Source organism: Monashia sp. HAY1-2A, assembly GCF_056755315.1.
The window spans coordinates 63,758-76,835 of the sequence record NZ_JBNDHY010000003.1 but is presented as its reverse complement, the minus strand read 5'-3'; the positions used below and the strand labels follow the sequence as shown (position 1 = coordinate 76,835).

General features: G+C 73.1%; 9 protein-coding genes. 1 reads left to right on the top strand and 8 read right to left on the bottom strand.

What is annotated here, in order from left to right; genetic code table 11:
- From hisH to hisD, 4 genes are all read right to left on the bottom strand, one after another.
- On the bottom strand, window positions 1–547 hold a 547-nt coding region (gene hisH, locus ACPYOM_RS01040), incomplete at its 3' end, for an imidazole glycerol phosphate synthase subunit HisH (protein WP_481344546.1).
- Window positions 544–1,143: an imidazoleglycerol-phosphate dehydratase HisB gene (gene hisB, locus ACPYOM_RS01035; protein ID WP_481344545.1), complete on the bottom strand. Its 600-nt coding sequence runs from the start codon at window positions 1,141–1,143 to the stop codon at window positions 544–546. The genes hisH and hisB, both read right to left, overlap by 4 nt.
- Complete coding sequence (locus ACPYOM_RS01030) at window positions 1,140–2,315, bottom strand: histidinol-phosphate transaminase (RefSeq protein ID WP_481344544.1); 1,176 nt, start codon at window positions 2,313–2,315, stop codon at window positions 1,140–1,142. The genes hisB and ACPYOM_RS01030 overlap by 4 nt, the downstream gene beginning before the upstream one ends.
- Window positions 2,312–3,664: a histidinol dehydrogenase gene (gene hisD, locus ACPYOM_RS01025; RefSeq protein WP_481344543.1), complete on the bottom strand. Its 1,353-nt coding sequence runs from the start codon at window positions 3,662–3,664 to the stop codon at window positions 2,312–2,314. Before hisD ends, ACPYOM_RS01030 begins: the two co-directional genes overlap by 4 nt.
- Window positions 3,665–3,949: 285 nt before the next feature.
- Between hisD and ACPYOM_RS01020 the strand changes: the two genes are divergently transcribed.
- Window positions 3,950–5,206 carry an endonuclease gene (locus ACPYOM_RS01020; RefSeq protein ID WP_481344542.1) on the top strand — a complete coding sequence of 419 codons (1,257 nt, stop codon included), beginning with the start codon at window positions 3,950–3,952 and terminating at the stop codon, window positions 5,204–5,206.
- Between the two features lie 34 nt (window positions 5,207–5,240).
- Here ACPYOM_RS01020 and ACPYOM_RS01015 read toward each other — a convergent pair whose 3' ends face one another.
- The 4 genes from ACPYOM_RS01015 to ACPYOM_RS01000 all read right to left on the bottom strand — a co-directional run bounded on the left by ACPYOM_RS01015 (window position 5,241) and on the right by ACPYOM_RS01000 (window position 13,050).
- Window positions 5,241–7,349: a S9 family peptidase gene (locus ACPYOM_RS01015; protein WP_481344541.1), complete on the bottom strand. Its 2,109-nt coding sequence runs from the start codon at window positions 7,347–7,349 to the stop codon at window positions 5,241–5,243.
- Between the two features lie 55 nt (window positions 7,350–7,404).
- Window positions 7,405–10,824 (bottom strand): ExeM/NucH family extracellular endonuclease, encoded by a 3,420-nt coding sequence (locus ACPYOM_RS01010; protein ID WP_481344540.1) that lies wholly within the window; start codon window positions 10,822–10,824, stop codon window positions 7,405–7,407.
- Window positions 10,825–10,950: 126 nt separating this feature from the next.
- The gene (locus tag ACPYOM_RS01005) at window positions 10,951–11,892 is read right to left on the bottom strand and encodes a pseudouridine synthase (protein ID WP_481344539.1); all 942 of its coding nucleotides are present in this window, start codon (window positions 11,890–11,892) and stop codon (window positions 10,951–10,953) included.
- The gene (locus ACPYOM_RS01000; protein WP_481344538.1) at window positions 11,893–13,050 is read right to left on the bottom strand and encodes a winged helix DNA-binding domain-containing protein; all 1,158 of its coding nucleotides are present in this window, start codon (window positions 13,048–13,050) and stop codon (window positions 11,893–11,895) included.
- Window positions 13,051–13,078: the final 28 nt, after the last annotated feature.

The window sequence follows — 13,078 nt, the reverse complement described above, 5'->3', positions numbered from 1 at the left end:
CCGCCCACGTCACGTGCGGGGCCACCCGCTCGAAGGCCCCGGTGGCCTCGAGCGTCCAGCGCTGCACCGCGTAGGAGTGCACGAAGTAGAACCGTTCGTGCTCGACGCCGGCGAACAGGCGCGACCCGGCGGCGGCGTCGACCTCGGACCAGCCCATGTGCGGCACGACGTCGGCCGGGAGCCGCTCGACGGTGCCGGGCCACTCCCCCAGACCCTCCAGGGGTGCGGCGGACGGCTCGGTCGAGCCGTCGAACAGGACCTGCATGCCGACGCAGACGCCGAGCACGGGTCGGCCGCCGCTGATGCGCCGGCCGATGACCCGGGGTCCGTGCGCGGCCGCGAGTCCGGCCATGCACGCGTGGAAGTTGCCGACGCCGGGGACGAACAGGCCGTCGGCCTCCAGGGCGGCGACCGGGTCGGCCGTCAGGGTGACGCTGGCGCCGACGCGTTCGAGGGCGCGCACCGCCGAGCGGACGTTGCCGCTTCCGTAGTCGAGGACGACGACGTCGCGACGGGTGCTCCCGACGCCCGGGGCGCCGGCCGTCACAGGGCTCCCTTGGCGCTCGGGATGCCGACGACGCGGGGGTCGCGGGCCACGGCGGCGCGCAGGGCGCGGGCCACGGCCTTGAACTGCGCCTCGACGATGTGGTGCGGGTCGCGGCCGGCGAGGACGCGCACGTGGAGGCACAGGCCGGCGTTGTAGGCGAAGGACTCGAGGACGTGGCGCGTCATCGACCCGGTGAAGTGGCCGCCGATGAGCGCGTACTGCTGGCCCTCCGGCTCGCCCTCGTGGACGACGTAGGGCCGTCCCGCGACATCCACGACCGCCTGCGCGAGCGCCTCGTCGAGCGGAACCGTGGCGTCGCCGAAGCGCGAGATGCCGGACTTGTCGCCGAGGGCCTCGCGCAGTGCCTGACCGAGGACGATGGCGGTGTCCTCGACGGTGTGGTGCACGTCGACCTCGACGTCGCCGGTCGCCTTGACGGTGAGGTCGATGAGCGAGTGCTTGGCCAGCGAGGCGAGCATGTGGTCGTAGAACGGCACGCCCGTCGAGACCTCGGCGACGCCGGTCCCGTCGAGGTCGAGGGTGAGCTCGACGGAGGACTCGGAGGTGGAGCGGGAGATCGTCGCGGTGCGGTTCATGCGGGCGGCTCCTGGCTGGTCTGGCTGGTCTGGCCGGTCACGCCGGTCTGGCTGCTCAGGTGGGTGGGGGCGAGGCGGGCGAACGCGTCGAGGAAGGCCGTCGTCTCGTCGGGGTCACCCGCCGTGACGCGCAGGTGGTGGGCGATGCCGACGTCGCGCACGAGGACACCGGCGTCGAGCAGGGCCTGCCACGTGGCCTTCTCGTCGGCCAGGCCGCCGAAGAGGACGAAGTTGCTGTCGCTGGCCACCGGCGTGGCGCCGAGCTCGGCGAGGCGCTCGACGATGCGGTCGCGCTGGTGCTTGATGACCTCGACGGTGCCGAGCATGACGTCGGCGTGCTCGAGGGCGACGCGGGCGATCGTCTGCGTCGGGGTCGAGAGGTGGTAGGGCAGTCGCACGAGCCGCAGCGCGTCGACGACCTCCGGGGCGGCGACGAGGTAGCCCAGGCGTCCGCCGGCGAAGGCGAACGCCTTGCTCATCGTGCGGGTCACCACCAGGCGCGGGTGCCCGGCGAGCAGCGTCAGGGCCGATCGGGTTCCGGGGCGGGCGAACTCGGCGTACGCCTCGTCGACGACGACGATCGCGTCCGGGGCGGCGTCGAGCACCGCACCGATGACCTCGAACGGCAGCGCGGTGCCGGTCGGGTTGTTCGGCGAGCAGAGGAAGACGACCGACGGGCGGTGCTGCCGGGCCTGCTCGGCGGCCGACTCGGGCGTGAGGTCGAAGGTGCCGGTGCCGCGCAGGCCGTCGACCCAGGTGGTGCCGAGGGTCTCGCTGATGATCGGATGCATGGAGTAGCTGGGCGTGAACCCCAGCGCCACCCGGCCCGGGCCGCCGAAGGCCTGCACCACGTGCGAGAGCACCTCGTTGGAGCCGTTGCCGGCCCACACCTGCTCGGGGGTGACGGTGACCCCCGACTGCTTCTCGAGGTAGGCGGTCAGCGCCTTGCGCAGCTCGGTGAAGTCGCGGTCCGGGTAGCGGTTGAGGTCGCGGACGTCGGCAGCGAGCGCGGCGACGATGGCCTCGACGACGGGCTCGGGCACCGGGTAGGAGTTCTCGTTCGTGTTGAGCCGGACGGGCACGTCGAGCTGTGGCGCACCGTACGCGGTGCGCCCGCGCAGGTCTGGGCGCAGCAGACGCGCGACCTCGTCGCCTCCGGTTGCCGCGGTCACCGGGGCACCTCGTCGCCGAAGCGCGCGGTGACGGCCTCGCCGTGCGCCGGCAGGTCCTCGGCCTGGGCGAGCGTGACGACGTGACGTGCGACGTCGCGCAGGGCCGCCTCGTCGTAGTCGACGACGTGGATGCCGCGCAGGAACGACTGCACCGACAGCCCACTGCTGTGGCAGGCGCAGCCCGCGGTCGGCAGCACGTGGTTGGACCCGGCCGCATAGTCGCCGAGGCTCACCGGCGCGTACGGGCCGACGAAGACGGCACCGGCGTTGCGCACCCGGGCCGCGACGTCGGCGGCGTCGCGGGTCTGGATCTCGAGGTGCTCGGCGGCGTAGGCGTTGACGACCTCGAGCCCCGCGTCGACGTCGTCGACGAGGACGATGCGCGACTGCGTGCCCTCGAGCGCCTCCCTGACGCGTTCCGCGTGCTTGGTCGCCGGCACCCGGCGCGCGAGCGCGGCGCGGGTCGCCTCGGCGAGCTCCTCGCTGTCGGTGACGAGCACGGAGGCCGCGAGCGGGTCGTGCTCGGCCTGGCTGACGAGGTCCGCGGCGACGTGCTCGGGGTCGGCGGAGTCGTCGGCCAGCACGGCGATCTCGGTGGGACCGGCCTCTGCGTCGATGCCGATGAGCCCCTTGAGGAGGCGCTTGGCGGCGACGACCCAGATGTTGCCGGGGCCGGTGACCATCGACACGGGCTCGCACGTGACGGTGTCGCCCTCGGGCGTCTCGTCGGTGAAGCCGTGGGCGAACATCGCGACGGCCTGCGCCCCACCGACCGCGTAGACCTCCTCCACGCCGAGCAACGCGCAGGTGGCGAGGATCGTCGGGTTGGGGTAGCCGGCGAACTCGCCGGTGTTCTCGCGCTGCGGCGGCGAGGCGACGGCGAGCGAGCTGACGCCGGCCAGCTGCGCGGGCACGACGTTCATGACGACGCTGCTCGGGTAGACGGCGAGGCCACCGGGCACGTAGAGGCCGACGCGGTCGACCGGGACCCAGCGCTCGGTGACGGTGCCGCCGGGCACGACACGCGTCGTGGTGTCGGTGCGGCGCTGGTCGGCGTGCACGAGGCGGGCCCGCCGGACGGCCTCCTCGAGCGCTGCGCGCAGGTCCGGCTCGAGGTGTTCCAGCGCCGCCTGCAGGACGGCCACCGGCACCCGCAGGTGGGTGGGGCGGACGCCGTCGAACCGCTCCCCCAGGTCGCGCAGCGCCGCGGCGCCCCGATGCTCGACGTCCTCACAGATCGGCCGCACCTGCTCGAGGGCCGCCGTGACGTCGAACTCGGCTCGGGGAAGGGCACCGCGCAGGAAGCGCACGTCGAGCGTGCGTCCGCGCAGGTCGAGGGTGGACATCATGGGTCACCAGTCTAGGAGGCGCCTGCCGGTGCCCCCGCAGCGTCTCAGGGTGCGGGTCGCAGCCGCCGCTGCGCCCGTCCTGGCTGTCCAATCCTGAACCACCGCTGGCCAACGCCAGACCCCCGCCAGACCCCAGCGCGCCCCGGCCTCCGCCACGCTCGGAGCGTCCCGGCCGGGCGCCCACGACCTCCTGGTCGCTGTTCCTCCGAGTCGTCCACGCGAGCGTCCGGCCGGGCCCGCGACCCACCCCGTCAGCGACTCTCGCTCCCACACCCAGGAGAACCCGTGCCCATCGTTCTTCGCCGGCGCCGGATCGGCGCCGCCGTGCTCGGCCTCGCCGTCGGCATCGTCCCGGCATCCATCGCGCTCACGGCCGCCTCGAGCGCGTCCGGCGCTCCCGCGTCGGGGACGCCGCGCGTCGCGCACGCACCCGCACCGGCCGGGCTGGCCGCCGCCGCACCGCTCACCGTCTCGCAGGCCGTCGGGGCCCAGGACGGGCGCTCGGCGACCGTGCGCGGCTACGTCGTCGGCCAGCCGACCGCGACGAGCACCGTCGTGCGGTCCGGCTTCCCCAACGACTACGCGCTGGCCATCGCCGACACCGCCTCGGAGACCGGCACGACCCGGATGCTCTACGTGCAGATCCCGTCGGCGTTCCGCCCCCAGTGGGGCCTGCGCAGCAACCCCTCGCTCATGGGCCGCCAGGTCGACGTCACCGGCTCGCTGTCGGCGTACTTCTCCCATCCCGGCATGACGGGAACCACGGCCTTCGCCTTCAGCGGGTCGCCGACGACCACGGTCCCGACGACGAGCACGACCCCGGCTCCGACCGGCACGACGAGTCCGTACGACTCGACCTACTACGCGTCGGCGGTCGGCAAGACGGGCTCCGCGTTGCACACCGAGCTGCACCGGATCATCTCCAGCGGCGTCACGACGCTGAGCTACGACCAGGTCTGGACGGCGCTCAAGGACACCGACCAGGACCCGAACAACCCCGACAACGTCATCGAGGTCTACTCGGGTCGCTCGATCGCCAAGTCCGACAACGGCGGCGGCGTCGACCAGTGGAACCGTGAGCACGTCTGGGCCAAGAGCCACGGCGACTTCGGCACGGTCAACGGGCCCGGCACGGACGTGCACCACCTGCGCCCCGAGGACGTCACGGTCAACAGCACCCGCGGCAACCTCGACTTCGACAACGGCGGGTCGGCGGTGGCCCAGTGCACCGGCTGCCTCAGCGACGGTGACTCGTTCCAGCCGCGCGACGCCGTCAAGGGCGACGTGGCCCGGATGATCTTCTACATGGCGGTGCGCTGGGACGGCGGGGACGGCTTCGCCGACCTCGAGCCGAACGACCTCGTCGGCAACGGCACCGCGCCCGCGATCGGCCGGCTGTCGGTGCTGCGGCAGTGGAACCTGCAGGACCCGCCCGACGCCTTCGAGAAGCGCCGCAACGAGGTCATCTTCGACACGTGGCAGCACAACCGGAACCCGTTCGTCGACCACCCGGAGTGGGTCACGGCGATCTGGGGGCAGTGACCGGCGCCGGACCGCGAGGACCGGCGACGCGCTCTCACGTCGTCTGGTCGATGAGGACGGCCGTCTCCCAGGCCCACTGCCGCCAGGTGTCGTAGCGGCCGGAGCGCCCACCGTGGCCGGCCACCATCTCGGTGCGGAAGAGCACCTGGGGTGGCTCTGCGCCCGCCGGCAGCTGCGCGTCGGCGTGGCGGATGGCGGCCACCCACTTGGCCGGCTCCGTGACGTAGACGCGGGTGTCGTTGAGGCTCGTCGTGACGAGCAGGCTCGGGTGTGCCCCCGGGCGCACGTTCTCGTACGGCGTGTAGCCCTTCATGAGCGCGTAGGCGGCCGGGTCCTCGAGCGGGTTGCCCCACTCCTCCCACTCGACGACGGTCAGCGGCAGGCTCGGGTCGAGCACCGTGGTCAGCGCGTCGACGAACGGCACCTGCGCGTGGACGAACCGGAACCGCCCGGGAGCCTGGTTGACGACGGCGCCCATGAGCAGGCCACCTGCCGAACCGCCTTCTGCGGCAAGGCGGTCGGGCGCGACGATCCCGGACTCGACGAGGTGGTCCGCACAGGCGACGAAGTCGGTGAACGTGTTCGGCTTGGCCTCGAGCTTGCCGTCGTCGTACCAGGACCGTCCCATCTCCGAACCGCCGCGCACGTGCGCGACGGCGAAGACCCAGCCACGGTCGAGCAGGGACAGCCGCAGCACCGAGAACCACGGGTCGCTCGGGATGCCGTAGGCGCCGTAGGCGTGCAGCAGCCCGGGCGCGCTGCCGTCGGCCGCGACGTCGTCGCGGTGCACGACCGAGATCGGTACGCGAGTGCCGTCGGGGGCGGTCGCCCACTCGCGGCGCTGGCGGTAGCGCGTCAGGTCGACGTCGCCGCGCACGTGCTGCCGCTTGAGCAGCGTGAACCGCCGCGTGCGCACGTCGTAGTCCTCGATCGTGCGCGGGGTGACGAGCGACTCGTGGACGACCTGGAGGGTCGGCGTGGCCGACTCGGGGTTGGCTCCGACGACGAGCGTGCCGATCGGCTCGCCGACCGCGATGTCGTGGGCCTCGCCCAGGCCGTTCGGGGCCTCGGGGTCTCGGAGGACGATCCGCACGGCGGTGCCCCCCTCGCGTCGCAGCGACACTGCGAGGAAGTCGTCGAAACCCTCTGCGCCCGTGACGTACTCGTCCTCGGTCGTCAGGTCGAGAGGCACCCACTCGTCGGCCGAGGCGCAGGTGACCGGCGCGACCGCCAGCTCGAAGTTGACGCGGCGGGCGTTGTGCACGACGAGCAGCTGCTCACCCCACGGCTCGACGTCGTACTCGACGCCCTGTCGTCGCTCGGCGACGACGCGCGGCGGGTCGAGCGGGCTCGCGGCGTCGAGGAGCCGGAACTCGCTCGTGGTCTTGGAGGAGATCGCGATGACGACCCACCGGTCGTCCCGCGAGGCACCGACGCCGATGTAGAAGTGCTCGTCGGTCTCCTCGTGCACGAGGACGTCTGCAGCGGCGTCGGTGCCGACCTCGTGGCGCCACACCTGGTGCGGGCGCCACGCGTCGTCGACGCGCGTGTAGAAGAGGTAGCGGCCGTCGAGCGACCACGCCAGCGAGCCGCCGGTGTCGCGGACCGCCTCGTCGAGCAGCTCGCCGTCCTCGATGCGGCGCACCCGGACGTCGTAGCGCTCGTCGCCGGCGAGGTCGACGGCCCACGCCAGCACGTCGCCGGCCGGCGAGACCTCGCTGGCGCCGACGCCGTAGAACTCGTGGCCACGCGCCTCGGCGTTGCCGTCGAGGAGCACCTGCTCTCCCGCGGGCGGCCTGCCCTCGGCGAGGGCCGGCCGCTGCGGGTGGTCGGCCACGGTGACCCGCGCGTCGACGGCATACTGCTCGCCCTCGATGGTGCGCGAGTAGTACCACCAGCGGTCGTGGCGCACGGGCACCGACAGGTCGGTCTCCTCGATGCGGGAGCGGAACTCCTCGAAGACCTGGTCGGCGAGGGGCCGAAGGTGCTCGGTCCGGGCGATCGCGTACGCGTTCTCGGCCGCGAGGAGCTCACGCAGCTCGGAGCCGTCGCGGTCGGCCATCCACGCGTACGGGTCCTCGAAGGTGTCGCCGTGGTGGACGCGGGACACCGGGTCGCGACGGGCGACGGGAGGACGCTGCATCCGCGCAGTCTACGGACCGGCCTGCGCGAGGGGTCAGCCCTCGCGGGTCAGGGGCTCAGTGGAGCGTGATCTGCCCCTGGACGGGCCGGGTGCCGCCGTCGTAGACGAGCGCACCGGAGGCATCGCGGACGACGACGCGGAGCGTGTCGGTCGCTGCGTCGGTGGCCGTCACCTCGAGGCGGTAGCCGGGGACGCCGCCGACGGTGGCCGGACCGGCGAGACGGGCGGTGTCACCGGTGACGACGAGCCAGTCGAGGCGCGTCGAGGCGAGCGTCAACCCCGGCGTCGCCAGGGTGAAGGAGCCGTCGGGACGGCTCGCGCCGGCCGCGTACTGCGCCGACAGCTGGAACTGCGCCTTGCCCGTGGCAGACGGGTCGCCGGTGACGGCGCCCTGCGGCGAGACGAACCAGCCTCCGCCCGTGAGGAACCCGGCCGCGCGGTCGTAGACGATGACGGTCGTCGTGCCGCTGTCGCCGTGTCCCCACTCGTCGCGGACGGTGACCGTGACGGTGTAGATCCCGGCTGCGGTGTACGCGTGGTCACCGGAGACGGTGCCGCCGCTGACCGTGCCGGACGTCGTCGAGCCGTCACCCCACGCGACGGTGGCCGTGTGGGTGTCGAGCGCGTCGGCATCGGTGAACGAGGCCGTGACAGCCGCCGTGGCACCGACCGACGTGGCACCCGACGGGCCCGTCACGGACGTCACGACCGGGGCCGCGTTGGTCAGGTCGAGACCGACGACCACCGGGTCGTGGTCGGAGATGCGGAACTGGTCGGGGCTGTAGAGGCTCGCGACCTGGCTCGCCGACTTGAACTCGGTGTTGTAGTCGAGCACCGACGGCTCGTCGGCGTTGACGTGCCAGTCGGCGACGCCGGTCACCTGGCGCGACAGGGACGCCGAGCCGAGCGCGTGGTCGAGGTAGCCCCACTGGCCGTCGAACACGTACGAGTACGCCTCGGCGCCGTTGCGGGCCGCGATGAGGTTGGTGAACCCCTTCGACTCGAACATCGCGATCGGGTCCTCCTTGGCGTAGGAGTTCATGTCGCCGAGGAGCAGCACGTCGTCGTCACCGGTTCGGGTCGGGTCGGTGGCGAGCCAGTCGGACAGCAGCTGGGCCGCCTTGGTGCGCACCGCGGCACAGTTGCCCTGGCCGTCGCCCGTGTCGGGGCTGTCGCACGCGGAGCCCTTCGACTTCAGGTGGTTCGCGACGGCGACGAAGACGCCACCGGTGGTGTTGTCGCGGAACGCCTGCGCGAGCGAGGGACGGTTGCGCGGCGCGCTGTCACCGCCGGTGACGAACTCGTCGCTGTTGAGCGCCGCCGTCGTGCCGACCGGCGTCACCGCGGCCGGCTTGTAGAGCATGCCCACCTTGATGGCGTCGGTGCCGAGGGCGTCGACCTGGCCGGTGCGGGCGTCGGCGTCGACGAACGCCCACGTGCCGGCGCCGTCCTTCTCGTTGAGCCGGTCGACGAGGAAGCGCTCGGCGCTGTCGGTGCCGTAGCCGTCGTTCTCCATCTCCATGAACGCGACGACGTCGGCGCCGGTGCCGCTCACGGCGGCGACGGTCTTGTGCCACTGGCGGTCGAACTCCGTGGCGGTGTTGGCCCCGCGGCAGTCCATGACCGCTCCCTGCAGTCCACCGCGACAGTTGTTGCCCGTCGTGTCGAGGGTGTTGAAGAAGTTGAGCAGGTTCATGCCGACGACGCGGACATGGCCGTCGACGGCCGGGACCGACTCGGGACGGAGGTTGACCGCCTCGAAGCGGGCCGAGCCACCCATCGCGCCGAGCGGACGGATCCGGTAGGCGTTCGGGCTCGCGGCGGTGCCGCCCCACGTGTAGCTGAGCACGCCCGTCAGCCCGGTCACCGTGTCGCCGCCGCGCAGCGTGTTGGCCGCCGAGAGCGGCTGGTCGCCACGCGCGAAGACGATGGGGTCGGGGTTCTGGACCTGGCTCGCGTCGTCGAGGACGATCTTGCGCAGGTTGTTCGAGGCCTGCAGCGCCGCCGCGTCGGCGCCGGGCGCGACGACGTTGGTCGGCTGGGCCAGGCGCCCGTCCGCCGAGAGCGTCACCTGGCCGAAGCGTCCGAGCTGGAAGTGCTCGGTGACGCTCATCGGCTGGGGGACGCGCACGAGCATGCCCTCGTAGCGCTCGAGGGCGGTGTCGCTCGACACCGGGAACGAGACGTCGGTCGGCGCCACCGTCTGGTTGCTCGCACAGACGGTGACGGTGCCGACGCTGATCTGCGACTGTCCCTGGTTCTCGCTCGCCGTGCCGGTGACGGTGACGAGGTCACCGAGCTTGACGGCGTTGGCATTGCTGCCCTCGAAGACGAAGATGCCGTCGGAGGTGGCGGGGTCGTGGTCACCGGCGGGGTCCTGGAGGAAGAAGCCGCGCAGGTTCGGCGAGGCACCCTCGTAGTCGCCGACGACGACGCCGCGGGTCGTCACCGTGCCGGTGCGGGCGACGGTCGCGCCGCTGCCCTGGATGACGGGGATCGGCGTGGTCTGCGCCTCGCACGGGTTGGCCGCAGCCGTCGTGAAGCGGACGACCGTGTCTGCGGGCATCGCGTCCGGCGGGTCGACCGTGTCGGCGTCGGACACCGCCGAGGCCCTGACCGTCAGGGTGCACGAGTCGCCGGTCGGGAGCGCCTCGGTGGGCGTCACCGTGTACGCGGTGGGGCCGCCGGAGGCGATGACGGTGCGGTCGCCGCCCGAGGTGCAGGCCAGGGCGAACGCGCCCTCCCCGAGGGCCACCGGTTCGGAGAAGGTCACCGACAGCGGGGCCGTCGGGGCGATGCCCGATGCGCCGTCGGCCGGGGTCGAGGTCGTGACGGTCGGTGCGGCGTCGGGCGCCGGGCCGCTGTCGATGGAGTGTGCGCCCAGGCCGTCGACGGTGTCGACGGCGTAGCCGTCCCACTGGACCGACGGGTCGAAGGCGTCGGTGCCGTCGGGGTCGCCGACAAGGACGGCGGCCTTGCGGCGCAGTGTGTTGTCCATCGTGGACGTCAGGCCGGAACCCCACTCGTTCGTAGGACGGAAGCCGACCTGGCCGAGGACGTCGAGCACCGTGCTGCCCTTGCGCAGCACGACGGCGTCGTCACCGTTCCAGCTGGCGTTCCCGGTCGTCTGGTCTGCTGCCGCGAGGATCGCGGCGTTGGCCGAGGTGTTGGCCAGCACGAAGACGTCGCCGCCCGCGACCGTGCCGGACAGGTTGGTCGTCGACGTGGCCGCGGTGGCGCCGTTGGCGAAGACCTGGACGTTGTAGTTGCCCGCGCCGAGGTCGACGGGGGCCCCGGTGCCGTTGTACAGCTCGAGGGCCTTGTTGTTGCTCGAGCCCTCGACGTACTCGCTGATGAAAAGCTCGGTCGGGGCCGCCGACGCGCTCGGCGCGACGACGAACGGAACGACACCGACGGCGAGGGCGGTGGCGGTGGCCCCCGCGACCCGACGCAGGGTCGGTCGTGATGACAGCATGTGAGTCCTCCCTGGAGACCGGCTCGTGCGCACGGTCGGGGTCACCCTAGACCGGGCAGGCCCCCGTGGCGCGTCGAGCGATGCGCCCGGTTCGTGACGGTTCGGCGGCGAGCGGGAGTCCCCGGCTCAGAGGACCGGCCAGGGTCCCGGCCACGCCTCGAGGCGGCGGCGCGTCACGAAGCGTCGGGGGCTGCCGTCGACCGGGTCGCGGAAGGCGAGGACCGCCGCGAGCAGCTGCAGCGGCGACGAGAAGTCCCCGTCGGCCACGTCGACCTCCACCGGGTAGAGCGGGTCGCCGACGATGGGGATGCCGAGACCCACCAGCTGGCAGCGCAGCTGGTGGGTGCGGCCGGTGCGCGGCACGAGGCGGTAGAGGCCGAGCCCGCCGGCGACGTCGAGCAGCTCGACATGCGTCTCGGCGTTCGGCGGGGCACCGGGCACCTCGCGGGCCTGGTGGGTGCCGTGCTCCTTGACGAGGTGGGTGCGCCGGACGAAGGGGGACCCGAGCTCGGGACGGAGCGGGGCCACGGCGAGGTACTCCTTGTGCGCCAGGGCCGCCGCGAAGACCTGCTGGTAGGGCCCGCGCCACCGCTGCTCGGTCGTGAGGAGCAGCACCCCGGCCGTGGGCCGGTCGAGCCGGTGCGCCGGGGTCAGCCGGTCGAGGCCGGTCTCGACGCGCGTGCGGGCCAACGCGCTCTGCACGACGTGCCGCCCACGCGGCATGGTGGAGACGAAGTGTGGCTTGTCGACGACGACGATGCGCTCGTCGCGGTGCAGCACCTCGATGTCGAACGGCACGGGAGGCTCCGTGGGCAGGTCGCGGTGGGTCCAGACGACCGAGCGCGGCACGAACGGGGCGTCGGGTGCGACGGCGGTCCCGGACGCGTCGACGACCTCACCGGCTGCGAGCTTGCGGTCGACCTCGGCGGCCGGCAGCCCGGGCGCGAGCCGCTCGACGAGGTGGTCACGCAGCGTTGCCCACGACCCGGACTGGGGCATCCGGATGCGCTGGGCGTCGACGCCGTGCCGGGGCGGCAGCGGTGCGGGCGGGATGCCTCCGCGTGCCACTCAGCGCTCCCCCGCCACGGCGTCCTGCGCCGCCTCGGGGTCGGTGACGAGCCGGAGCTCCACGTCGGCACCGAGGAAGCGGCCGTACCCGCCGGCCGCTCGTTCGAGCCCCCGACGGGTGGCCGTCGAGAGCGGACCGAAGGGGGTGACCTCGAGGAGGGTGGTTCGCCCGGTGGCGACCCGCCGCCACGTGCCGGCCACCTCGCCGTCGACGACCAGCGTCGGCTTGAACACCATGTTGCGACCGGGCACGACGCGCCGGAGGTGCTCGGGAGGCAGGCTGACGTCGCGGGACTTGTAGCCGAGGAGGAACTCGTCCCACTGCGGGAGAAGGTGGACGCCACCGTGCCCCAAGGGTGTCGAGGCGACGTCGACGGCACCGCACGCGTCGACGTGCGTCAGCCACACCTGGCCGTCGACCTCGTCGCGGACGAGGCGGTCCTCGACGAGAGCGAGCGCCTCACGCGTCAGGCCCAGCGGCTTGAGCAGCCAGCCGGCGAGGTCCTTCTCGATGACGGGCCCGTGGCCGCGCACGTAGCGCTCGGCCATCGTGGCCAGCCCCTCCTCGCGGGACGGCTTGCGGGAGTGCGGAACCCAGCTGTCGACGAGGACGAAGCTCGGCTGCCGGCCGATGACCGGTCCCTGGCAGAGCAGGCCCGTCATGCAGTGGTGCCCGACGAGGTGGTAGGCCCGCTGCTCGGTGGGGTCGAAGCCGTGCTCGACGAGGAGCGCGATGACGTCCGGACGGCTCATCGGCCCGGTCAGGTGCTCCTCGAAGAGCTGCCCGGCGCGGTCGACGTGCTCGTCGGTGATGCCGAGCTGCCGGTAGCGGGTGGCGAGCGCGGTGCCTAGGGGGGTCGCGAGCAGCCGGCACATCCACCGGGCGTCCTCGGCCGGCACCCAGTGGATCGTGCCGCGCATCGGCCACGTGCGCACGACCTCGCGCCGGTGCACCGCCTCCTCGACCTGCTCCAGCGTCAGGCCCGAGCGCACGCCGAGCGACCAGGCCCCGCTGCCGTAGTCCTGCGCCTGCAGCGCCCCCAGACGGCGGGTCACCTCGAGCGCGCTCACGGACGTCGACGCGTCGCCGAGCGTGGGGGCCAGGCCGAGCGCGGCGAGCCGGGCGCGACGCAGCCGGCGCCGGTCCGCGACCTTCACGCTGCCCCCACTCCCCCGACGCCGGCCC

Coding starts and splice junctions, on each gene's coding strand:
- hisD (WP_481344543.1), bottom strand. CDS start 3,664: ATGATGTCCACCCTCGACCTGCGCGGACGCACGCTCGACGTGCGCTTC.
- ACPYOM_RS01010 (WP_481344540.1), bottom strand. CDS start 10,824: ATGCTGTCATCACGACCGACCCTGCGTCGGGTCGCGGGGGCCACCGCC.
- ACPYOM_RS01015 (WP_481344541.1), bottom strand. CDS start 7,349: ATGCAGCGTCCTCCCGTCGCCCGTCGCGACCCGGTGTCCCGCGTCCAC.
- hisB (WP_481344545.1), bottom strand. CDS start 1,143: ATGAACCGCACCGCGACGATCTCCCGCTCCACCTCCGAGTCCTCCGTC.